17 protein-coding genes and 5 pseudogenes are annotated in these 24009 nt (G+C 51.5%); 12 read left to right on the top strand and 10 right to left on the bottom strand.

Features of this window, described 5'->3' with window-relative positions; translation table 11 throughout:
* Positions 1-21: 21 nt before the first annotated feature.
* The 4 genes and pseudogenes from ABLV54_RS06660 to ABLV54_RS06645 form a co-directional block, all read right to left on the bottom strand.
* Positions 22-441 carry a hypothetical protein gene (locus tag ABLV54_RS06660; protein WP_348813828.1) on the bottom strand — a complete coding sequence of 140 codons (420 nt, stop codon included), beginning with the start codon at positions 439-441 and terminating at the stop codon, positions 22-24.
* Between the two features lie 34 nt (positions 442-475).
* Positions 476-3010 (bottom strand): annotated as a pseudogene (locus tag ABLV54_RS06655) (fimbria/pilus outer membrane usher protein).
* Between the two features lie 28 nt (positions 3011-3038).
* On the bottom strand, positions 3039-3716 hold the full coding sequence (locus ABLV54_RS06650) for a molecular chaperone (RefSeq protein WP_050534134.1): 678 nt from the start codon (positions 3714-3716) through the stop codon (positions 3039-3041).
* A gap of 57 nt (positions 3717-3773) precedes the next feature.
* Positions 3774-4304, bottom strand: coding sequence for a fimbrial protein (locus ABLV54_RS06645; protein WP_023289719.1), 531 nt, complete (start codon positions 4302-4304; stop codon positions 3774-3776).
* A 439-nt stretch (positions 4305-4743) separates the two neighbouring features.
* Between ABLV54_RS06645 and ABLV54_RS06640 the strand changes: the two genes are divergently transcribed.
* Both ABLV54_RS06640 and ABLV54_RS06635 read left to right on the top strand, forming a co-directional pair.
* A complete protein-coding gene (locus tag ABLV54_RS06640; RefSeq protein WP_032452874.1) occupies positions 4744-5403 on the top strand; it encodes a winged helix-turn-helix transcriptional regulator in 660 nt (219 codons plus the stop codon).
* A 66-nt stretch (positions 5404-5469) separates the two neighbouring features.
* The gene (locus tag ABLV54_RS06635) at positions 5470-6099 is read left to right on the top strand and encodes a helix-turn-helix domain-containing protein (protein ID WP_050534119.1); all 630 of its coding nucleotides are present in this window, start codon (positions 5470-5472) and stop codon (positions 6097-6099) included.
* A gap of 101 nt (positions 6100-6200) precedes the next feature.
* Here ABLV54_RS06635 and ABLV54_RS06630 read toward each other — a convergent pair whose 3' ends face one another.
* Entirely contained in the window at positions 6201-7409 is a 1209-nt protein-coding gene (locus ABLV54_RS06630) for an MFS transporter (RefSeq protein WP_050534120.1), read from the bottom strand.
* 103 nt (positions 7410-7512) lie between these two features.
* On the opposite strand from ABLV54_RS06630, the gene ABLV54_RS06625 reads away from it, so the two are divergent.
* The gene (locus ABLV54_RS06625) at positions 7513-8418 is read left to right on the top strand and encodes a LysR family transcriptional regulator (protein WP_050534121.1); all 906 of its coding nucleotides are present in this window, start codon (positions 7513-7515) and stop codon (positions 8416-8418) included.
* Between the two features lie 187 nt (positions 8419-8605).
* On the opposite strand, the gene ABLV54_RS06620 is transcribed toward ABLV54_RS06625, so the two are convergent.
* On the bottom strand, positions 8606-9034 hold the full coding sequence (locus ABLV54_RS06620) for a cell envelope integrity TolA C-terminal domain-containing protein (RefSeq protein WP_032452870.1): 429 nt from the start codon (positions 9032-9034) through the stop codon (positions 8606-8608).
* 489 nt (positions 9035-9523) lie between these two features.
* On the opposite strand from ABLV54_RS06620, the pseudogene ABLV54_RS06615 reads away from it, so the two are divergent.
* Both ABLV54_RS06615 and ABLV54_RS06610 read left to right on the top strand, forming a co-directional pair.
* Positions 9524-10431: pseudogene (locus tag ABLV54_RS06615) on the top strand (hypothetical protein).
* Between the two features lie 232 nt (positions 10432-10663).
* Positions 10664-12952, top strand: a complete 2289-nt coding sequence (locus ABLV54_RS06610) for a hypothetical protein (RefSeq protein ID WP_050534122.1) — start codon at positions 10664-10666, stop codon at positions 12950-12952.
* Between the two features lie 37 nt (positions 12953-12989).
* On the opposite strand, the pseudogene ABLV54_RS06605 reads toward ABLV54_RS06610, so the two are convergent.
* The 4 genes and pseudogenes from ABLV54_RS06605 to ABLV54_RS06590 all read right to left on the bottom strand — a co-directional run.
* Positions 12990-13634, bottom strand: a pseudogene (locus tag ABLV54_RS06605) (hypothetical protein); the annotation flags it as partial.
* Positions 13635-13790: 156 nt separating this feature from the next.
* On the bottom strand, positions 13791-14189 hold the full coding sequence (locus ABLV54_RS06600) for a helix-turn-helix domain-containing protein (protein ID WP_032422684.1): 399 nt from the start codon (positions 14187-14189) through the stop codon (positions 13791-13793).
* A 48-nt stretch (positions 14190-14237) separates the two neighbouring features.
* The gene (locus ABLV54_RS06595; protein WP_348813831.1) at positions 14238-15584 is read right to left on the bottom strand and encodes an ISNCY family transposase; all 1347 of its coding nucleotides are present in this window, start codon (positions 15582-15584) and stop codon (positions 14238-14240) included.
* A 286-nt stretch (positions 15585-15870) separates the two neighbouring features.
* Positions 15871-16488, bottom strand: a pseudogene (locus ABLV54_RS06590) (DeoR/GlpR transcriptional regulator); the annotation flags it as partial.
* Between ABLV54_RS06590 and ABLV54_RS06585 the strand changes: the two are divergent.
* From ABLV54_RS06585 to ABLV54_RS06555, 7 genes and pseudogenes are all read left to right on the top strand, one after another.
* Positions 16489-17091: pseudogene (locus ABLV54_RS06585) on the top strand (DeoR/GlpR family DNA-binding transcription regulator); the annotation flags it as partial. It lies immediately after the preceding pseudogene.
* Between the two features lie 109 nt (positions 17092-17200).
* Positions 17201-17890, top strand: coding sequence for a D-allulose 6-phosphate 3-epimerase (gene alsE / locus ABLV54_RS06580; protein ID WP_348813823.1), 690 nt, complete (start codon positions 17201-17203; stop codon positions 17888-17890).
* An 11-nt stretch (positions 17891-17901) separates the two neighbouring features.
* The gene (locus ABLV54_RS06575; protein WP_226563942.1) at positions 17902-18843 is read left to right on the top strand and encodes a ribokinase; all 942 of its coding nucleotides are present in this window, start codon (positions 17902-17904) and stop codon (positions 18841-18843) included.
* A 36-nt stretch (positions 18844-18879) separates the two neighbouring features.
* The gene (gene fucP, locus ABLV54_RS06570; protein ID WP_004105419.1) at positions 18880-20214 is read left to right on the top strand and encodes an L-fucose:H+ symporter permease; all 1335 of its coding nucleotides are present in this window, start codon (positions 18880-18882) and stop codon (positions 20212-20214) included.
* Between the two features lies 1 nt (position 20215).
* The gene (locus ABLV54_RS06565) at positions 20216-20605 is read left to right on the top strand and encodes a VOC family protein (RefSeq protein ID WP_050534240.1); all 390 of its coding nucleotides are present in this window, start codon (positions 20216-20218) and stop codon (positions 20603-20605) included.
* 248 nt (positions 20606-20853) lie between these two features.
* Positions 20854-22410, top strand: coding sequence for a class I adenylate-forming enzyme family protein (locus tag ABLV54_RS06560; RefSeq protein WP_050534239.1), 1557 nt, complete (start codon positions 20854-20856; stop codon positions 22408-22410).
* Positions 22407-24008, top strand: coding sequence for a CoA-transferase (locus ABLV54_RS06555; RefSeq protein ID WP_050534238.1), 1602 nt, complete (start codon positions 22407-22409; stop codon positions 24006-24008). Before ABLV54_RS06560 ends, ABLV54_RS06555 begins: the two co-directional genes overlap by 4 nt.
* Position 24009 lies beyond the last annotated feature (1 nt).

Here is a 24009-nt window from a genome sequence, read left to right as displayed (position 1 = left end):
TGCGTGATCTGATCCTTCAACTCAGCAAAAGTTCGATTTATTCAACAAAGCCATTGAAGCGTTACCGTGGTCAATATAATCGGTGCCGCTAAATGTCGACGCGCCTGCTTTGGAGTTCATGTAAAAGCCAAAAGAAATACCCACCCCAGGCACATTGGTTTGATAAACGCGCCGCGCGCCGTACGTCGCGACATAGGGTAAAATAGCGCTTTTCATTCCTGAGCTAGACCCTTCATTGCCGGTTGTGACGCAGGTATAAGCATGTGCTAAAGAGCCATATATCTCATTGCTTATCGCCTGGCCAACGGGAACATCGCGCTGAACGATAATATTGCCATAATCCACGGTATAGGGAGAGCCGATGTAAGTATAATCACAACAGAAGCCACTCAATGGAAACAACACAGCCAGCATTAATAATGCAGATCGGAAAAGTCGCATACCTATGCACCTGATATAAAAATTCATTTCAACGTTATCGGCAAACAGCATTATCGATAATCACATCGTTATTCAGCTTCGTCGTGTTTATCGAATAATGAACCCTGCAGGTGTTTGCGGATTGATTTCCCCATTTCACGGTCAGGTTTACCTCGGGATCGAGACCCGTCAAATAGACCTGTCCGCTATCACCCACGATAAAACTGTTATGATCTGTTCCATCAACGCTGGCCATTGCGCCAAACGGCACTACCTGGCCGTTTCGCTGGCTCAAGGTCATCAACATGCGAACGCCTACGCTTGCCCGATAGTTCGCCCTGACAATCGCGCCACGCGTAGGAACCACGGTTTTAACCGTTTGCTCTAACTCAACGTTAGCCGGTAATGTATCGGTGATTAATGACACATCATTTTTGCGATAAGGCATTAAGTTAGAGGCAACCGTATATCCGCGATAATCGGTTGTCGCTCCGGTCATATTCTGGATGCCTACGCCGGCAGCCCCGGGGGCGGCAATCAGCACGTTGGTTTCACCCAGGGGCTGAGAAAACGTCAGGCCATTGGCATGCGCAACCACACCTCCCTGAATCCCATAATTCAGACGATCGGTATTTTTGTCATAGCTGTACCCGGCTGTGATTTCGCCATAGGTGCCGCGATAATCACCATTCATATTGCCGGTGTAGGCCGCATCGTGAGTGCCGAAACCCTGTTGAATATTCCAGTTGAGCGCATTATTCGGTAAAGCAACGCCATTTAACCCAGCGCTGTGTGTCGTACCGTTATTCTTGCTGGTATTCATGCCATAGTTTGCCCATGTCTGCGGCAACAGTTTTTCCAGGGGAATGCTGATATTCAGCGCCAGCATCTGGTTTTTATCGTCGCTCTGGGGTGAGCTGTACGATCCCGCGCTCCCATTCTTACTCAGCGTCCAGGTCAGGCCATAACTGATACTGTGCCAGTAGTTGTTATACCCAACGCTCCATGATTCCATCGCCTTACCCGAATTCCAGTAATCTTCACGCGCGGCGTTCAGCATCAACGATCCCAGATGGTCTCCCAACCCCTGGCTCAACGTCAGCTCAGCACGGTTGCGGCGTCGGTCCTGAAGCGCCTGACTGTCACCGTAAGAATCCAGGACCTCTTGCATGCCATGGTAGCCGCTGGTCGAATAGCGGTAGCCGGCAATCGCGAAGTTGGTGCCCGTTGCGGCAAAATTTTTACTGTATCAAGCCCGCCATGATTGCCCCCTGGATTTTGGCATATTTTGCGGCGTGGACCAGCCCTGGGTGATATCGCTGGAGATTGCGCCAAAGTCACCCATGTTTTTACCGACGCCCGCGGCGAGGGACTGGTACTTACTCGACTCCTGTAATCCGCCGTAAAACGTAAAGCCATAGGGCAAGCCGAGAATAACGCTCATCTGAGCAAAGGGCGTTTTGTCCACGCTGCCGTTGTAAGAACGATATTGGCCGCCCGTTAACGCATATTTTATTCGGCCTTCACGCTGTAATACGGGAAGGGAGGCAAATGGCACGCTAAAGTGCTGCTCACTGCCATCAGCCTCTTTAATAGTGACATCAAGATCGCCGGCGCCGCCGGTAGGATACATGTCCGTGATTTCAAAAGCCCCCGGCGCCACAAAGCTCTGGTATATCTGATAGCCATTCTGGCGAATTATCACCTGGGCATTGGTCCGGGCGATACCACGCACCACTGGGGCATAGCCCTTGAGGGAGTCGGGCAGCATGTCATCATCGGAGGCAAGTTGTCCTCCCCGGAAAGGCATGCTGTCGAAGACATCTGCCGGGGCAGAGCTATCACCCAGCGTGAGCTGCGACTGTAACGGGATTATCGTACGCTGAGCATAGGTATAAACCGTCTTCCAGGCATCGTGACCTTGTGAATCGCGCGACCAGGTGGTGTAATTTCTTAACCGCCAGGGGCCAATATTCACGCCAGGACGCAGGTTGGCATACTGATTATCGCTGGTGCTGCTGTTGCTATTTTTGGCCCAGTTATTGGCCCCACTCAGACTGTAGTTGAGCAGGGCGGCGTTAATCCCTTGATCCCAGCGATCCGGCGACACCGCTCCGCGCGCTTGCGCTGATAGTGCCGCTTGCGGAATGCTCAATACCAGACGCTGCATGGCAAACTGGAAATCCGTACTGGCCTGAGGGATCGCGGACAGGTTCGCACAGGATGTTTCGCCTTTTAACGCGGGAAAAAGTCCAGTCTTCACTCCCCAGCTTTCTAATTGCTCAATGGATAAACAGGGGACTAATTTGTCATCACCGCCAGGCTCTTTCAGCAACACAAACCTGATATCGCGGGTATCAACTAACCGATCGTCCAGGACGATATCAACATGATAATCCCCGGGAGCTTGCGCGCCCGATTCAAAACCAGAAAGATCGACTTTTTCTGTCCCCGGATTATCCAGTTCAACCAGTTCTGGATTAAAAAAATCGCGACTATAGCTATTTTGCGTATTACCGAAGAGCGCGATGGTTATCAATAATGCCAACCGTGGAGAACGTGCTTTTATATAATCCATTGCCATCATCATAAATCCCACTCAGTGTCTTTTCGCCGGTCTACAGACTGGCTTTGTGTTCTGCCCCGGGACTGCCATAATCATTGATAATTTTGAATGTCACTGCCCCGCCCGTTACGCCGGAGGGTAAATCGAACGTCGCTGTACTACCGGGTAATACATAACTGACATCGGGTAATTTTTTACCTGATAGTGAAATTTCGTTAAAATTCATGACATGCCGAGTCGGATTGTTTACCTGTATCTTATTACCGACGCGTTGCCAGCGTAATTTATCGACCTGCTCTTCAGGGGATGTGCCTTTCATTGCCGCCGGACGATAGATGAGCTTGATTCTGGTTTTAATGGCAATTTGCAACGTATTGTCAACTTTAGCTGCAGAGGGTATGGCTTTTATATTAAGCCAAAATAAGCTCTCTTTATCCTGAGGTAATGCTCCGGTGGCAACAATGCGCTCGACGTTTTGTTGGCCATTATTCAGTCGATATAACGGCGGCGTAATGATGAAAGGCGTCTTTTCGGCACCGCCATCCGGCGTTTCGATCCAGGACTGGATCAGGTAGGGGGTTTTATCAGGATTATTTATGCCAATTGAGGCTTCTTTTTTATTACCATCAAAAATGACCCGCGTACCACCAATAACGACACCGGCCTGAGCAGCGGATAAGCCAATACTCAATATCGTGGTGGTAAGCAAGATACTGCGAAGAACATTCATTTTAGACCTCTGAAACATGGGGCCGTATCGACCCCATCAGCTTTTCTGGACAGAAAATCAGTTATATACAATGGAGAAGTTAGCAACAGAGTTGGCCGTACCCGGCGTTACTGATGCCGTGGTGGAGATATATTGCGCGTAGAATTTCAGCGTATTGTCCTGGGTGCTGCTAAGGGTGTAGTTATAGCTGTTCTCACCGTGTAAAGGCAGGTCGACTTTATCGGCGGTCATCAGGTTAATCGCCACCCCTGACGCCGCACTGGAGGTTGAGGTATCAATAGCCAGCAGGTTAGGGTTGGTCAGATCGGGGGTGCCATCAAAGCGTACTTTTGTCGAAGTCACTGTGGTTGGGCAGTTTTTAAGCACGATATTAAAATCCTTTGCAGCCGCTTTTGCGCCACTGTTCGGAAATTCAGTTTTATAAAAGTTACCGAGATTGACCTGCTGGTTTTGCGATGCCACATCGACTTCACAGGCAGTATCAAGAATATTGCCGACGAAATTCACGGTGCCAGCGGCAGCAAAAGCGTGAGACATAGACAGCGCTGCAGTTGCGGTCAAGGCAACTAAAACAAGACTCTTTTTCATTACGTTGTTTCCTTATTAACTTGGTTTGCCACTTATATTCAGGCAATAGGGTGCCGATGAGCGTTACACTCTTTTTGTACCAGCGCCTTATTTTTTACTGTGCAGCATGGCAGCCATAATTAATTACGGTAAGATCATGAACTGTTCTGCTGGCTGGCTAAAATTTATCTAATCACTTTCTTAAACTCAAATGATTTGTGGGTCTATAAGTAGACTCTCACTTAACGAATAAGTAACATTCCTTTTTTTATTGTATTTATTAAGGCCCGGTCTATTTTTAGACTCAAAGGTCATGAGGCACAAAATCAATTACTTAGAGTACATCTTTAGCACGGTCTACTTTTGGACCCTAAACCAATATTTCGCGGTTTCTTCATTTTTAAGATAATTCGTCGGGTCGATCAATAAAGCGATCACCGTAGAGGAATTGAGGCAGCATATGAACACGCGCTTAACCACCCCGGAAAACCAGGACAAATCAATTGCCCTGGAATTAAAACCATTTCGGCACATCGAGACTCTGATAAATCATGTGTTGCCAGCAGCAGAAAGAGTAGTGATCGGCAGAGGTGAGGTCGTGCATTATTATAAAGATGATATCCGGCAATGTTTTTTACTATTGCAAGGTAGCGTAGCGCTGCACCGTCGCGGCGATGGCATTGTTTTAAATTCTGAATCATCACCCTTTATTCTGGGCGTCAGTAGTCAGTTTTCCTCAGAGCATCTCTATGTGAGAGCGCTGGAGACGTCAGAGATCGCCCGGGTGTCACTGGATTGTTTTAATCACATCGTGGCGCAACTGGATCTATGGGAGCATTTTTCGAAACTCCTGATTTACACGGCCTCCCGGGTGTATGAGCATTGCGCACAAATCTCGCAGATGTCGGCTTATGACATCATCCGCTTTCAGCTTGTTGAACTGATGCAAGAGCCGGATGCGATACGGCAACAAATTACGGCTGCAGCCTATATTAAGAGCCGAACCTATCTTTCACGGAGCGGGATTATGCGAATTCTGGCAGAGCTGCGAACCGGGAACTACATCACCATGGAACGGGGTATACTTCTTGATATCAACCATTTGCCTCGAAAATACTGACGATGAGGATACCTGCATCAGGAAGACAAGCTATAATCAGACAGGTCAATCTAAAGGTTATCGGTTATGTCCTCTTCAGCAAAACCTCACAGAGGTTCACCCTATGCGCAAGATTTGATGACGCATTTACAGCCGTATTGCACGCCACGTAAAACTGAAAGGGGGGAGCAACTGGATTTCAAGGTGAATGGCCAGGGGATGTGTTACCTCATCCTTGAGGGAACCGTAGCGGTTTATCGCCGAAACGATAATATGATGCTGTCCACTGCGCGCAGTCCCGCCGTGTTTGGTCTTGCCAATCTGACGGATATTTACTTCGATGATTACATTAAAACTATCAACTCCTGCGTGATTGGCGAGATCTCCACCGCTCGTGTTCATGACATTATTAAAGAAAAGTCGTTATGGGGGCTGCTCTCAAAGCAACTGATGTTTGTGTATGGCCGACTTTACAACAATGTGATGCCGCAGGGCGCACCGACGGCGTACGAGATGATCCGCCAGCAGTTGCTCAATTTAATCGAAGAAGATGAGAGTTATCGCGCCGCAGTCACAGCGGAACTCTACATCCGTGAGAAAACCCATCTTTCTCGCAGCGGCGTCATGCGCATTCTTGCAGATTTAAAAACGGGTGGTTTTATCGAAATGGAAGAGGGAAGACTCATTAAAATCCATAAGCTTCCCGCCGGGTACTAAATTCAGACACCGTCAGACAAAAAAACGCCCCTCATCTCCATTTAGCGACCACACCAGGGTCAATGATCATTTTTAATGCCCAGGGCAGGGCGCGCCATGTTCTACCCAGTGGTGCGCCGATCGGGCGGGATCGTCCGCTTAGCCAGTTTCTTTTGCAAAATGATGATAATAATTGGGGATCCTGATGCGGAAATTGCACATAGCGCCAGCAACCTGTCCATATTCTGGAGCGCCATGCGATGGTCAGGTAACAGAAAAGCGGACAGGAAAAATGCGGCAGTCGTCATCAGATACATCATGGACGTCTGTAATGAAGAGAATCCCGCTCGTTGGTTGTTATCAGGAAACTGAATCGTAACCGCCGAAGATGAAACCAGACGACTGTAAGCTGCCCCGAGAAATAACGTCATAAACAGCGCCGGATGCGGATAGCCCAGGAAGGGTATCAGCAAGCTCAGAATAAAAACGAGGGTTGACCCGGTCGCCAAACTCAATGCAGAAAAACGAGAGGTTAATGCCCCTGTCATTCTTGTAGACAGATACCCCGCCAGTCCCCCGCCGAAGAACAGCCAGGGCAGCAGGCCTTCAGAAGCCCCCAACAGCTGCGTCATTAACGGCGCCAGAACAGGAATGATCAGCATTGGACTAAACTGTACCAGCGCATTACCGGAAGCAAACAGTAAAGTATCAACATCGAGGGGCAGCGCGTGAGGCGTGTCGAAAGTGACTGGGTCCTGAGGGATGACAGTGACGATCAATGGCAATGCCAAAAAACAGAGCGTGCTGATTAACCACAACGCGACATGCCAACCGTAATGAGTACACAAAAATAATATAGCGGGCATCCCCACAACGCTTACCAGCGAAAATGACGCAATCACCGTCGCCAACATTTTTCCGCGCAAGTCAGCCGGCGTGTGGTTTATCAAAATACCGATCCCCACCCCCATTGTCGTCCCTCCAACCAGCCCTGCGAAGAATCGCAAGGTAAGAAGAAGAGGAAAACTGGTTATGAATGTTGTCAACAGTGTCGCTATGGCTAGCAGCACCATATTAGCGATAAGAAAACGCTTCTTATTGCAACGGTCAACCCAGTAAAAGGCGATAATTCCCGACAGGACGGCTCCAGAGGTGTACATACCGGATACATAGCCTGAGAAGGAGACGGGAACAGCGAAATCCGCGGCCATAAATGTAAAAACAGGACTGAACATCATATATTCCAGCGCATTAGTAAACTGCACAAAAGCGATGACCAGCGCTATCCGTATCAGCGCCTTTTGATTAAATGTTGTGGTGACCCGTGGCATAGCAAGCGACCTGATGATGAAAGATAACCTAGCTTAACTGCTATCAAACTTATCGATTAGATGGTAAAAATGGCACTCATTATTATCATATGTGGGATAGTTGATGCGGCCAGTTCTTGATTTTAATGCGCTGAAAGTCTTCATCGCTGTAGTTGAAAGAGACAGTTTTGTGAGGGCTTCGAAAGCCCTTGAAATGCCGGCATCAAATGTGAGCCGTTGCATTGCTCAGCTAGAAGACAAACTGAATCTTCAGCTTATTGAACGCAGTACCCGACATATGAAACTCACTCAGGCGGGGCATCTACTCTATACCCGGGCGAAGCCATTACTGGAAGCGCTTGAGCAAACTGAAACCGAATTAACGTTGCGGCAAATGCAATTCAAGGGGCCATTACGTATCTGTATTCCTAATGAAATCGGTCCTGCATTGCTGGGGGCTATTGTTGCCGATTTCGCCTGTCAGCATCCGGACCTGGAGATAAGTTGCGTCACCAATTTGTCTGGTTATGAATCCCTGCGCGATGATCTGGATCTCGCTGTCATTGTGAGTCGTGGTCAGATGGATGACAGTGACTACATAGCCCGTCATCTGGTGACCATCCCTTGCACCATCGTTGCGGCCCCCTCCGTTATCCAGCGTTATGGCACGCCTTCTCGTATACAGCAATTTGAAGAATTGCCCTGTATTACAACGGTAAATGCGCTTAAAGGCGCTCCCTGGCAGTTTGTGAATAAAAAGGGCGGATTCGAGACGATTAAAGTGAACGGTCGTTATCGGGTCAACAGCGGGGAGATGGCAGGGCGAGCGGCCATCTCAGGCGTCGGTTATGCCATCCTGTCGAAACAAGCCTGCCAGCCCTATATTGACGATGGCCGGTTAATCGAAATTGAATTTGAACAATCGGCGGCCCCCTTGCAATTGTTCGCCCTGTATTCCGATCGGCGTTATTTGCCGGCAAAAACAAGAGCGCTTATTGATTTCATGCATCAGAGATTGAGTCATGAATAAGAGGCCATCATCAGCGCACCTGGATGCGCTGTCCCGTTCAGCCGGCGCTCTTGCCGCTCATCACCTCGACTCAAGCACCATTGAATCATTCCTCGCTGATCGCCAAAAAGCGTCTGTTAGGCATGCTGTCAGCTTATCTTTTTAGCCATTGCCCTGGCGATGGCCGGGGCGCTTTCTACGGACAAGCTCAGGCCTTCAAGTCCAGAACGACATGGCTGAATGTTTGATAGGTTTTTTCATCTGGCGCAGGCGGAATTTTGGCGACTTTCAGCGCGGACATCACCTGCGCGCAGAATGGCCGATCGCCGTTCTCGACCGCCGGATCCTGCACCGTCCCGTCACGCTGCAGGGTAAAGCGCACCGAGCATTTTTGCCCTTGCCAGGAGTCCGGCTGGTCTATGTTAGCGAAGATAGCCGCCTGGATCCGCGCCAGATAGCGTGAGGCATTGGCCTGCGGTGACGTGTCTGCACCCGTTTGATAATCGCGAAGTATCTTATCCACTTCTGCCGATATTTGAGCGTCTTCGGCGCTGTCCGGCGCAGAAGCATGACCCGAACAGGCGGAAAGGAGGAAAGAGAGGGTGCAAACGAGCACGGCGTTAATTTTCACGGACATGGTAAGCCTCCTTGCTGGTGGTGAAACATTTCGTGTACGAGGCGGTTATCCTCTGTTATTCCGCGAGATTATTCAAACGCTGAATGCATGGCGCTCGCTTTAAGTGACACTGTCACTTAAAGCGTATACTTTGGAACGATGTTGAGCAGGCCCGGGTGAAGGATTTATGTCAGTCACTCAGACTGCATTGGAGGAAGCTGAATGGAAGCGCTTAGCGCCTCCCTGCTGCGCGAACGTCCACCGGCATGGCAGGCGATGCAGCTGCACCGTATTGTAACGAATATTGGACCTAGCGCCGCTAATTCATTATTTACTCCCGATTTGAGCTGAATCACAGGCGGCAGTGGCTTGACGCGTACATTCTGCTGTGGAAGTATGTTAAAGAAAATATGTTCTACCTTGCTATAAATCCTTAAACACAAAACAATATATATTCAACACCGATATAATGGACTATTAGGTGATATCATGCCCACTTATAAACAAGTTGTGAACCATGTTAAGAAGCATGTACTTTGGAAAGAGGAAAGTTTTGAGCGCTACTATCGGCTCAACGACAAATGGATTCAGAAGCATTTAGATAAAATTCACCAAGAAGAAGATGAGCTAATGGTGCTAATACGGACTCAATTCTTTTGTCACTTTCAAGCTAATGGTTCGCTCTATTTTGATGGGTGCTATAAGACAGGGAGAGGTGATAACTCATTGCTTTGTACTAACCTTGCTTTATGGAGTATAGAGCTAGCCTGTGATCATTTTGATATTAGGGAAGGGCGGGGACATACTGAGATGTTTAGCCATCAGGGCGAGAGTTGGTTAACATTATTCGCCTGTAATCAATTTTTTTAGTTCCTTACTGCTATCCGGCTATTCAGCGTGGGTTTGAAAGGGGGGTATTGAAAGAAATTGTTCCTTTTTATCGTAAACAGAAATTGGGTGTTCTTGCGATGGAAATGATGGCGCGTGAACGCGGGGAGACGATCAATTGGGATGCAATGCAAGTGCATGTTGATCCTGTCTATCTTGACTTTTGCCAAAACATTTTATTGTCATCTAATGATGATCTAGTTAGCGCCGGATTGATTACGCTATGTGATAAGCATCTTGAGTGGAGCGATTTTCATAATAGTGATAGGCGTTGTTATTTAACTGGATATGAAATTCAGCGTCAGGATCTATTACTCTGGCCATTTGAATATCAGGCGGTAAAAAACTGGCGAGCGCGTCAAGGGTTGAGTACACCAATGATTGAACATCCATTGATGAATAGCCCAATGTTAACAGCTAATTGTCCTGACTTTTCGCAATGGCAGCGTCCAGAGTGGCTCAATCCGTTAGTTGATTTATTGGCGCAGCGCAGGCCGGAGCTGACATTTTTACGACGCTTATGTACTTAATATAAAGGAGTTACTGTCCTTTTGCAGCATCGCGACGGCGCATGAGTTTTTATAACAACTGAGTGAATGACATTGCTCCGGCTGAGTTCTTTATCTGACATGGTCACAAGCATCATGATTTATCATAAAAGCTGCTTTCCTGGACAGCAGGGTTAAAGTAATAACAGCGATAAAATCGATATCTTATCGCGCATCCTTATACTGAGTTTTAGTTATGATTACAGGGATAGAAATGAAAGGATTTATTAGGATACTCGCCGTCGTTGTTACACTATCTGGATACGATGGCAAAGATAACACCCATGAAGGATACTATCTGCTTGATCAGGTTAATGTTGAGTTTGATAACAGCAAAACTAAACCGCAAGATAATATACTGTTTCGCCCTGCACAACAGCGACAAATTGCCCAACAGTTTAAAAAACAGAATAGCGAAATGTACTTCAAATTTACGTCATCACATGTGGAGTATTACACCCCATTCAACCACCTTAGGGGAGATATTATCAATGAACATGTACAATTTAACGGTGTTAACTACGCGCTTACGCAGGAAAAAGGACATAAGCTACGCCTGCTTTCGGATAAGGCTACGTACTGTGGTTTTTATACCTGCCAGATTACGCTTACGCTAAAAAAAGTCAGCACTGACTCCCCCGAATTCATTAAGCGTCAGCAGCAGCAGCAGCAGCAGCAGCGTGAGAACGATTACCAAACGCAAATGCACCGGAATATCAATTTTTTCCAACATCCGGTGCTGGATGATTTCCTTGGCATTCCACTCTCTCTTGGCAATGATTTTGCCATCAAAATGCCCCTGGACATACGCCTTGTCGATCGTACACCTGGGGACTGTACCCGAAACTGCAATCTCAATTCGTTCCCTCTCGCCTCGCAAGACAGGGGTGAGATGTCTATTTTCACTTACTATAATCGGCAGGAAAAGCACGGTGGCACGCTGTACATTTTTAACGGTAAATCGAGTGAAATAACGATAGCGGAGCAGTTAGTAAAACAGGAGAAGGTGCTTTTCCAAACGGAAAATGGCGCAATTTATTACAACAGGCAAGGGGAATTAGAAGCGTTCTATTTCCGCTATGATATAGCAAGTGGGCGTTATCTTGTCGGTATAGCTCATGCCGTTACGGCGGAACAGATCGCTAGAGAATTTACCATCCTCAGGACGATGGACCCTCACTATCGAAAGCAGAATATTATTTCAATGGATGATTTACAGCTGTCCCGTCAGGCGCTGGAGGAGAAATATCAGGCAAAGGTCAGTGATGTCTTTGACGCATCTAACGTTCAGAAAGCGATTTGGCAGATAATGGAACTTATGTTGTTAAAGCCCAAACGTTTTTATGACCCTGATGGAATGATGATGCTTGCTCCGGTTTGGTTTCCTTCTCAAAAGCGCCACGAAGATATCTATGTGCAAATTTATGCTAACTCCATTGATTCTCTGATGGAAGGCGAGGAAATAGGATTAGTCGCTAGAGATAAGCCAAAAGGGAAACGTGTGGGTAACTTCCTCATTTATGATGGACAGAATTTTGCACGTTATTTTTATATGATTAAAATAGACGAGCAACTTACACTCGTGCTGGGTGTGCCTGAGAGCGCCGGTAATGAACGAGAAAAAATGTTTCTGTCACAGGTTTTTAAAGAGCTCAATCTGGTAACCAGTCCGCTCGACACTATTCCTGAAGAAGAGAGGAAAAACCTTTTTAAATACAAATCCTCATCGTCGCGAACAGATGTGCGTAGTGATGAGCGCCATTTTACCGTTGACGAGGGGTTGATTGATAGCCATGGGAATCTTATTATCCCTCAGCCCAAAAGCAACTATTATTCGATATTTATTGAACAACCGCCATTTATCTTCGCTTCGCTAAGAGATAAAAATCATCAGGATATTTGCTGGTCAATTTTTAACGAAAAGGGTAAGAAATTACTCGACACAGACTCTTATTCTGATATTATTCAGCAGCATTTGGTTATTGCACGTAAAAATAAGGAAGAGGGCATTTTCGACCTAATTAGTCAAAAATGGCTGTTACTGCCAAATTATCGAAATATTTATTGGGCGAATAGCGCCTTTATCGCTACTGATGAGGAGGATAGAAAACACCTTATTAATAAAGAAGGTAATGTAATGATTTCTGATGCAAAATACCTTTACAATACCGACCGTAAAAACCATTTTGCCGTCGTCAATAAGGATGGCACGGTTAGTTTGGTTAATGAGCAGGGGAAGGCATGGTTTCATCTTCGTGGTAACGCATTGCGATATATTGATGAAATTAACGCCTGGCTGATCACCGTGCCAGATGAAGAAGGAGAAAGGGTAGGCGTGATCAGTGAGCAGGGTGAAATCATTATTCCTGTAGAATATGATGGTTACAAGATAACAGGTGATTACTTGCAAATGTTGCGGAAAGAGAGCAACTTTTTTTTCACGCTTTCTCAGGTAAAGGATTGGAAGAATCACTCGCCAATACAGGGGGTTCCTGCGCCTTAGGCGCTTGAATGTTGTCTGATCATCGTCAGTTTCAAGTATAAATGGAGTAGGGAAGAGCTGTCCGGGAAGGCCGTGGCTCTTTTCTCCCCTCAGAATAGGGCCAGACCTCAATATATTTCCCGATAGCCCTGCGGCTTAACTCATTATCTTCAATAAGATAAAGCACTTTGTCATACTGTACAGTCATGGATTTTGAAACACGGCGCGGCTCCCGCCACGTGAAAAGCGCTGCCAGGTATCTGAGTTCGCCACAACAGGCCCGGCGATAGCGTGGCTGCTGAATTTTTGGCGCACGTTGTTTGCGGTGTATCCAGAGAACCGCTTTGACCATGAGGGAACGGACAGTCTCTTTGGACAGATGAACATCATACAGTTCTGCGAGTTTCTCACACGCCAGCGTAGACCCAAAGTCGGTATAGCGCTCGCGGATAATATTGAGCGCGTACTGTGCAAGGTCATCTGGCAGCTGGTTATTGCTGAGATTTCAACAACGGCGGTTAGCGATATCTGGCGAGCCTGATTCACGGCAGTGCATCAGAAGGCGTCGGTACTGGCGATCAGATATACTCAGGCGCTGTGTGGCCATCAAGTGTGGTCAGACGCCGGTCGACAACGTCCTGAGTGAGATTTTGAGTCGGTTAACTTCATCCAAAGTGAAAACGTCCGCTGCATGAGCCGTTATCAGAATCCCTCGATGGTGAATCTACGGGTCAACTTATCCAGCAGCAGGCCTTACAACTCAGCCACCACAATCCATGTCTAGCCAATGTTGAAATGTCGTGCTCAAAACAAGTCAGAGATGACGTCTGGGAGAGTCTGGAAAATTCCTTCTTTAGTCTTAGTCAGGCCTGGAGGATGGTCGCGGATGCCAGGCTTTCTCAGTAATCATCAGTTTCCGAACGGTCTCTTTTGAAATCCGGACACTGTATTCTGTGGTCAGTATTCGCCAGATTGCTGTCGGATTCATACCCCGGCCGCGTGAGCGAATAAGCTGCAGGGCCTGGTCTCTGATGGTGGTGTTTAACTGATGGTTGCCGGGCTTTCCACGGCGCCGGCTGACCAGACCAGCTGGCCCCAGCTCACAATAGCGTTTAATCAGGCGGGAGCACTGACGACGGGTGAGCTCCATGGATTCCGCCACTTCTGCCAGCGTAATTTCCCGCGCCACATAGGCCTCAATCAAATCCAGGCGCAACGCTTCATGTAATGTCAGAAGCACTGGTTTTTTGTCGTCCATTTTTCTCTCATCATTCAGCCGTGTCAGATCTGCAGGTGAGGGAAGGGCTCATCGCTTCAGGCTGGGGACAAAATCCTGCGGGCTGGCCAGCACCGGATTGATCGCCCTTAGCTCTTCCAGTACGCGCTCCTGGGCACGCCTGCGGGGCATTTTTTTGCTGCGCATTCGCTTTCCTTCAGCCTCCAGCTCGTCCTGTTTCTGCTGCGCCAGTTTCAAAACGGCACCCAGTCGTTTGTTGTCAACAACCGCACCCTGATCAACGCAGGCGAGTTTATCGAAAATCTTATAGCCCAGTGGCCGGTGCAGATGCCGGAAAGCAATGCTTCCGTCAGGGTAATCATAAACGGTAATTTTTTCACCTGCTATGCGCGAATTTTGTTCAGTGGGTTCAATGATATACATCACTTTATCATACTGAAAAGTCAGTGCTTTCGATAAGGTCCGCAGCTCCTGCCAGGCGAAGATATCATTCAACTCCAGTGGACTCTGTGTGACCGGACGGTGCAGATCTTTAGGGTATTTTGCCGGCCGGGAGAAACGACGGTTAAAATCGGACATGAAATGTTCAATCCACTGATTGGCTTCAGCAACCGAGCTGATGTTCTGCAGGCGCATCTCTTTAATCAGGCGATCCTGGAGCGTTTTATTTACCCGTTCCACGCGACCTTTTGCCTGGCTGCTGTTGGCACAAATCAATTCGATCGCCAGTTCCCGGAGAGCCCGTCCGAACTGGGTTGTGCCGGTACGTCGGCTTTCCGGTCCGCTGACCCTGAACACCGCATGCTTGTCGCTGTAAAATGCGACAGGTTTACCATGTTTATCAATGTATTGCCGGGTAGCCATCATGTAGTCAAACGCGTTTTCTGAATCACAGAATCGCAGGTGCATCAGGCGACCGGTGGCATCATCCATGAAGACCAGAAGACAGCATTTTGGGGCTCTGCCTTCGAACCAGTCATGGTGAGAGCCATCGATCTGAACCAGTTCGCCGAGACAGTCGCGACGATAGCGTGGCTGGTAAACCCGGGTTCGCCGGCGGTAATGAGGACGCCAGAGACCTTCGGCTGTCATCCAGTTACGGACGGTTTCAACAGAGAGATGAATATGATGGCGTTCAGCCAGTTTTTCGGTTGCGAGCGTTGGGCCAAAATCTGAATAGTGGCACCGGATCAAATCCAGGGCTTTACAGCGTGTTTCTTCATCGATCCGGTTGTTTGCAGGACGTCCACGGCGGGAAGATGCAAACGCGGTTGCGCCATCTGTCCGGTACAGGCGCACAAGACGCTGCACCTGACGAACACTGAGTTCAAGAATATCTGCAGCGTCGCGCTGAAGCAAAGCCCGGTCAAATACTCGCTGAATGATGCCAAGCCGGTAAAGTTCTTTGTCTGTCATAGTCACCAACATAAGATCGCGGTCCTGTGCTGAGCAAAATGAAGGCTTAGCGTACACGACGCGTGTGAATTGTGCTGAGACGACAATAACGCTTTGTGCTGACAATCCAAGTGCGCATAATGTATATTATGTTAAATTGTCGATTGGAGGAATATACACCACATATCGCATCCACTCTTCTGTATCGCTCCTCTTCACGTGACTCGGTAAAACGCGCCGTAAAACCCCGCCCAGATGGACGGGGTTTTACGGCCCACCTGATATTTGATACCGCCTGAACTACGCGCTAGAGAAGATTCTCTTCATCTAGAGAAATTACCTGAATGCCGGCATTACGATACGCCTGAACGTCATCAGGCAGCCGATCCACCACCACCGTGTCAATTCGATCTGCGGCGGTAAATTGGGCAAGCGAGGTGTTATTCAGCTTGCTGTAGTCGCAGACAATAATCACCTGACTGGCGTGTTCCACCATGCCTCGTTTCGTTTCTGCTAGCATGATATCGGCCACGCAGGCGCCGTGTTTCAGCGACAGCGAATTGGTGCCCATAAATGCTTTATCGACGTTTAGCGTGTCGAGAATGGAACGTCCGTTGATCGCTACCACGCAGTGGTATCCCTTCTTAACGATCCCCCCCAGCAGAATAGTTTGAATCGAGGCACTGGCCTCAAGCTCCCGGGCGATTTGGTAATCATTGGTAACCACCGTGACGTTCTGTCTGTCACGAATATTGCGCGCGATATGCAGCGTCGTGGTACCGGTATCCAGCACGATTATATCGCCATCCTCAACCAGCGCCGCCGCGCGTTGGCCGATCCGTTCTTTCGCGCTGAAATTAACAATTTCGCGGGCGTCCGACGCCTGTTCGAAGCTCGCTCGGGTACGAAGGACGGCTCCGCCATGAGGTCGGCGGCGTCCGCCCTGCCGGTCGAAGACAGCCAGGGAAGCTTTCAGCAAAGAACGCTGCTGCACAGCGAAGGCAAAATGCGCGTGGCCCGTAAAGCGCTGCAGTTTCTCCAGCCGGGAAAGACCATCGTCCTGGACGGCAGCAGCACCAGCTGGTTTTTGGCCAGGCAGATGCCGGAGATGGCGTTAACGGTTATTACGCCCTCCATCCGCATCTTACAAACCCTGATGAGCCGACGCTCGTTGCATCTCGTGGGGCTGGGGGGCGACTTCTCCCCGACCGAAGAGTCGTTCTTCGGGGAAACCGCCTCACGAACGCTACGCGAGTATGCTATCGATACGCTCTTTTTCTCCTGCCAGGGTCTGGAGCGCGATAGCGGCTTGTATGCGGGTACGGAAGCCCACGCCGCCCTGCTGAAACAGATGATGCTGGCGGCCTGTCAGACCATAGCATTGGTCGACGGCAGCAAGCTGGGGCGAACAGGCGTCGCCCGCATCGGCGGATTGGGCGAGCTGGACTGTCTGGTGACCGAAAAGTTTGTCGATCCGCTGCTGGAAAAAGAGATGACCTGGCATAACGTCGGCCTACAAATCGCCTGAGTACGCCGTCATGACGTGACGGTTAATACGCGCAATGTCGAAACGCTGCTTCCCGCGGCAGGGCCAGACTTTGCCTGAAATCAGCCACTACCGGAATAAATGAGGCCTTATGCGTTATTACCTTTCTCCCTCGCTCATGTGTATGGACATGATGAAGCTGACGGAACAGCTGCACTTTTTAAACGGCAAAGCCGACAGGCTGCATGTCGACATAATGGACGGCCACTATGTCAAAAATCTGGCGCTATCGGCCAGCTTTGTGGCGCAAATTCGTCCCTACACATCGCTTCCCATCGATGTCCACCTGATGGTCGAAGAGCCCGCCTCGTTTATCCCGTCGCTGATAGAAGTCGGCGCTGACGCTATTTCACTGCATCCGGAAACCATCTGCCGCGAAGCCTTCCGGCTCATCAATATGCTTCGCCAGGCGGGGAAAGAGGTGGGCGTGGTGCTCAATCCCGCCACGCCGGTTGAGAGCATCCAGCACTATCTGCATCTGCTCGATAAGGTGACGGTGATGACCGTCGATCCAGGCTATGCCGGTCAGCCTTTTATTCCCGAAATGCTCGCCAAAATCGCGCAGCTTCATCAGCTAAAAGAGAGCGGCAACCTCAGCTTCTTGCTGGAAGTCGACGGCTCATGCAATCGCAACACCTACCGCGAGCTGCTGGGAGCCGGGGCGCAGATATTGGTCATGGGCAGCAGCGGTTTATTCCGACCGGATATGCCGCTTGAGCAGGCCTGGGAAAAAATGTCCCGCGATCTGTCCGCCGCGCTGCACTCCCCCGAGCTCGTATAAAGGAGCGAATGATGTCAGGAAAAGTCTGTGTTTTTGGTTCATTCAATTTCGACATGGTTGCCAGGGTGGAGCGCTTTCCGGTACCGGGCGAGTCGTTAGTGGCCTGCGGGAGTATGACCAGCGCCGGGGGGAAAGGGGCGAACCAGTCCACCGCCGCGCTAAAAGCGGGGGCGAATGTCCACTATATCGGCAAGATTGGCAATGATACCTTCGGCCATTTTGCCCGCCGTCATCTTAAAGGCGTGGGCTTCAATGCCGTGACGCTGCTGGTCGCCGAAGACGTCCCCACCGGCAACGCGCTGATTTATGTGGCCGGCAATGATGCCGAAAACATGATTGCCGTCGACCCCGGCGCGAATATGACGGTGACCGATGATGAAATCGCCGGCTGCATTCCCGCTATCGGCTGCGCGGATGTGGTGCTGGTTCAGCTGGAGAACAATCTTTCCGCCATTGAGCAGGTCGTTGACGCCGGCAAAGAGGCCGGGGCCTTCGTGGTGCTCAATCCTGCGCCCTGGCAGCCCGTTGAGCACGCCTTTCTAAGCAAAGTGGATCTGCTCACGCCGAACGCCACGGAGGCCGGGTTAATGACCGGGCGCCGGGTTGACTCTCTGGCGGCCGCGGCCGAGGCCGCCGATGCGCTGCATGCTCAGGGCGCGCGCAACGTCATTATCACCCTCGGCGCAAAGGGCGCCCTGCTGAGCGAGCAGGGCGTGAAATCCCCTATTCCGTGCTTTCCTTCTCATCCCCGCGATACCACCGGCGCGGGCGATGCCTTCAACGGCGCGCTGGCGGCGCGACTGGCCTGCGGCGAGCCGCTGCATGCCGCAGCCCGATTTGCGGCGGCCTACGCCGCCGTCAGCGTCGAAAAGCAGGGCGCATCATCTTTACCTGAGTACCAGGAGGCACGAGAACGGCTTTTGCGTGCCGCCTCTGATTATGAAATGGCATAAACCCTACTGTATAAAAACCATTAAGAGGATAGCTCAATGAGTACGCTAATCACGGATAAGGTCGATAAAGCGGCGGTCCACAATGAAAAACTGGACACCAGCGCGTATTTACCGCATACCCCCTGGCTGCAATTTTTACTGGTCTGTTGCCTGTTTGCGCTATGGGGGATGGCGGGCAACCTGAATGATATTTTGATCGCCCAGTTTAAAAAGGGCTTCGATTTAACGGATACCCAGACGGCGCTGGTGCAGTCGATTTTTTTCCTCGGCTACTTTTTTGTCGCCCTGCCTGCGGCGGCGCTGATAAAGCGTTATTCCTATAAAGCGGCGATCATTATTGGGCTGTGCCTGTACGCCCTCGGCTGCTTCCTGTTCGTTCCGGCCGCGCAGATCATGACCTACGGCGCGTTCCTCGCCTGCCTGGGGGTGATCGCCTGCGGACTCTCTTTTCTGGAAACATCGGCAAACACCTATTCAAGCCTGCTGGGCCCGATTCAATCCTCCACCCAGCGCATTAACTTTTCGCAGATCTTCAACTCGCTGGGCGTGATTTCCGGCGTGCTGATTGGCCAGGTGATGGTGTTTGGCGAGAACGATCCGAGCCATGAACAGCTGCTGGCGATGCCCGCCGCCGCCGCGGACGCTGCGCGCCATCAAATGGTCGGCCAGGTGGTCGGACCCTATCTGATTATCGGCTCCGTGCTGGTGGTGCTGGCGCTGGTGTTCGTGTTTATTAAATTCCCGTCGTGCAAGGGCACGCCCTCTCAGCAGCAACAACTCCCGACGGAAAGCATGGGACCTACGCTGAAACGCCTGTTTGCTATCCCGCGCTTTCGCCTCGGGATCCTGTCGCAGTTTTTGTACGTCGGCGCCCAGGTTGGCGTATGGAGCTTCACGATTCGCTTTGTGCAGCTCGTGCAGCAGGGCACCAGCGAGCACTCCGCGACTTACTGGCTGCTGGCTTCTCTGGTGATTTACGCGGTGGGTAAAACCGTGGCCACCTGGTTGATGAACCGCCTGAACCCGGCGCTGCTGCTCGGTAGCTTTGCCCTGGCCGCCACTGTCCTTTTATTGGTTGCCGTATTCAGCAGTTCAATGCTGGCGGTCTATGCGCTCATTCTGGTCAGCTTCTGTATGGCGCCATGCTGGCCGACGAACTTTGGTCTGGTGATCAAAGGGATGGGGAAAGATACCCAGACCGCAGGCTCAATCGTGGTGATGTCGATTATCGGCGGGGCCGTTATTCCGCTGGTGATGGGCATTATCTCGGATATGAACGGCGGCAATATGCAAATCGCCTTTATCGCTCCGCTCCTGTGCTTTGTGTATGTCGCTTTCTACGGTTTCTGGTGCGTGCGTAAGGGGGTATAACATGCGCGAACTTATCAACACGATTGCTCATATTGGCTATCAGGTCAGTGACTTAACGCGTTCGCTTGCCTTCTATGAACCGCTGGGCTTTCAGCGCCAGCAGCGGTTTAGCAAGCCGTCGCCGCAGGGCAATATTGAAGTCGCGTTCCTGGAAATGGCGGGCGCCGTCCTCGAGCTGTATCAGCTTCCCGCAGGAACGCCCTTTGACGCTCCTCGCTGCGGTATCGATCATCTGGCGCTGGAAGTCCGCGACCTGGATGCGGTGCAGCAGCGGCTGGCGGCGCTCGGTTATCCGCTCGATGAAGGGCCGATAGAAGAAGACAACATGCGCTTCCTGCTTATTCGCGGCCCCGATGGCGAACGGCTCGAGTTCGATGCTTTTAAGCGCTAAGCGGCCGGCCTGATCCCCTTCTCCCTTTTAGGCCCGGTTAATACGGGTCTAAAAGCGGGCTTCCTCAGGCTTTACAAAAGCCTGCCTGATTCCAGATTTTCTCCCTCCACCCGGCCTCTCCCGCCCATTGTGCAATGTTACAAAATTGCTTCTGTTTTGTTGATTTTCTATTGTGAGCCATTCGGCAATTTCCTCTCCTGAATTTCCCCAGACTACTCCTACTCAATACGCGATATCAGGAGAGACACATGAAGAGCACCTCCGCCGACTTCCAGAATCTGTACCAGGCCCTGAGTCACAGTGCTGCCCGCAGCCCGGATGCCCTGGCGCTGGCGTTTGAGGACCGGCGCTATCTGTACCGCGATTTTCATCTGCGGGTACAGCGGGCGATGGCGCAGCTTGATCGCGGCTGGTCGCTGCGCAAAGGCGACCGTATTCTGCTGGCCTGGGGGAATCACCCCGCTTTTTGCGAAATCCTTTTTGCCGCACTTGGTCTGGGCATCGAAGTGGTGCCTTTCAGCACCAAACTTAAGCAGGCCGAAAGCGAAGAGCTGGTAGGCCATATCGCTCCCCGGGTTGTTCTGTTCGATGCGACCGTGCAGGACTGGCTGAAACACACCCCGGACGCGCGTGCGGTTTCACTTAGCGAATGGCAGGCGCTCAGCCTTCCCGAACCGCTGACCCACCAGCCGGTCCCGGTTAACCGCGACGATACGGCGGTCATGATGTTCACCTCCGGAACCACTGGAGAGCCTAAAGGGGCGATTATCACGCACAATAACCTGCTCTGCGCGATTGACGCCTATACGCAAAAACTGAATCTCACCGCCGCGGATAGCACCATTCTGGCGGTGCCTGTCTATCACATCACCGGCCTGTCGGCGCTGCTGGCGCTGTTTATTAGCCTGGGCGCGAGCATCTGGCTGCAGCACCGGTTCAATGCCCCGCAGGTGATCAACACTCTGCGCGAACAGAACATTACCTTTCTGCACGGCTCGCCCACCATTTTTATCCTCCTTTGCCAGGCGGCGCGCGAGCAGAGCGCCAGCCATCCCGGCGATTTTCCCGCCCTGCGCACGATTGCCTGCGGCGCGGGCCACCTGAGCGACGGACTGATCAGGGAGTTAAAAACCCTGTTTCCGCATACCGCAATTCAGCCGATCTACGGCCTCACTGAAACGACCTCGCCCGCGACCATTTTTCCCGGCGACGTCTGGGGCAGCGATAAATGCGGCAGCTCGGGCCAGGCGATCCCCGGCCTCGCCATTACGATCCGCAACGATCGCCAGCAGCCCCTCCCCGCCGGGCATATCGGCCATATCTGGCTAAAAGGCGATGTGGTGATCCGCGAATACTGGCAGCACAGCGAACGACGCCCGAGCTGCGATGCGCAGGGCTGGTTTTGTACCGGCGATCTGGGCTATCTCGACGACGAAGGCTGGCTGTACATCAAAGACCGCAGCAAGGACATGATCAATCGCGGCGGCGAGAAAATTTACTCGCTGGAGCTGGAAAACATTCTCTCTACCTACCGGGGTGTACGGGAAGTTGCCGTCATCCCGACCCCCAGCCCGGTCTATGGCGAAGAGCCCGTGGCGTTTATCGTGCCGGATGGCCAGCACCACCTGACCAGCGAAGAGATCCTCAGCTGGCTGAAGGTCAGAATCGCCCGCTTTAAGCTGCCGGCGCGCATTATTTTCACCCGTGCTTTACCGCGTACCCACAACGGCAAAGTGAGCAAACAGCAGCTCAAAATGCGCCTTGCAGAATCCATCATCACGCTATCAACGGAGGATAAAAAGTGAGCAGCAAATTTATCGACGCCCATCAAGCGGCACAGTGGGTCGCCAGCGGCGACACCGTCTGCACCGTCGGGATGACGCTTATCGGCGCGGCGGAGTCCATTTTAAGCGCTATCGAAGCGCGCTTTCTGACCGCGGGCGAACCGCGCGACCTGACGCTGCTGCATGCCGCTGGGCAAAGCGATCGCCAGCGCGGCATCCAGCACTTCGCCCATCCGGGTATGGTGACGCGGCTTATCGGCTCGCACTGGGGCCTGGCGCCGCGCTGGATGGCGATGATCAACAACAACGAAGTGGAAGCCTGGTGCCTGCCGCAGGGGCAGATCGTCCATCTCTATAGCGCGATGGCCGCCGGGCTTACCGGGCGGCTTTCCCCCGTCGGGCTCGGTACCTTTGTCGATCCGCGAATGGAAGGCGGGCGGATGAACGCCCGCACCCGCGAACGGTCCGATCTGATCGAGCACGTGACGTTTCGCGGCGACGAATATCTGTTCTACCCGGCCATTCCGCTGGACGTGGTCATTGTGCGCGGCACCCATGCTGATGAAGAGGGCAACCTCACGACCGATGAAGAGGTGATGAAGCTGGAAGTTCTGCACGCGGTTCTCGCCGCCAGACGCTATGGGGCGAAGGTGCTGGCGCAGGTGAAATATCGCGTGGCGAAAGGCTCGCTGCATCCGAAAAGCATCACCGTTCCCGGTAACCTGATCGACGCCATTGTGGTGTGCGAAGAGCCGCAAGCGGATCATCGCCAGACCTCCAGCTGGGACTTCGATCCGGCGCTGTGCGGCGATATCCAGCTACCCGCCGCGCAGAACGCGCCGCTGCCGCTCGACCTGCGCAAGCTTATCGGACGAATTGCCTGCCGCTACCTGACGCCAGGCTGCGTCATCAATCTCGGCACCGGCATTCCCAATGATGTTATTGGCGCCATCATTCACGAAGAACGGCTCGGCGAGCAGGTCACCATCACCGTGGAATCAGGGATCTACGGCGGGCAGCAGGCGGGCGGCGTTGATTTCGGCATTGGTCGTAACCTGAGCGCGATGATAAGCCACCAGGATCAAATGCTTTATTACAACGGCGCGGGGGTCGATATCACCTTTATGGGCGCCGGCGAGATGGACCCGCACGGCCACGTCAACGCCACGCGGCTCGGCGCATCCTGCCCCGGCGCGGGCGGTTTTATCGATATCACCCAGAATGCCCGCCACGTCGTGTTCTGCTCCTCTTTTACCGCCAAAGGGCTGGAGATCGCCTGTGAACAAGGGGCCCTGCATATCCGGCGCGAAGGCGAGGTACGTAAATTCGTCGCCGGGGTTAATCAGATTTCTTACAACGGCGAGCTGGCCCGCGCCAAAGGACAAACTATGCATTACGTCACTGAGCGGGCAGTTTTCGAACTACGCCCGGAGGGGCCGGTGCTGACGGAAATCGCCCCCGGTATCGATCTTGAGCGCGACATCCTGGCGCATATGGATTTTCGTCCGGCGATCGCCGCGGATCTTCAGGTTATGGACAGTCGCTTGTTCACCCCGCAGCCCTGCGGCCTCGCGGAACATCTGTCCCGGAATTCATCCTCTGACTTACAAGGAAATTAGC

It is taken from the genome of Klebsiella sp. JB_Kp042 (genome assembly GCF_040065275.1).
GTDB lineage: Bacteria > Pseudomonadota > Gammaproteobacteria > Enterobacterales > Enterobacteriaceae > Klebsiella > Klebsiella quasipneumoniae.
This window is presented reverse-complemented; position numbering and strand designations above follow the sequence as displayed.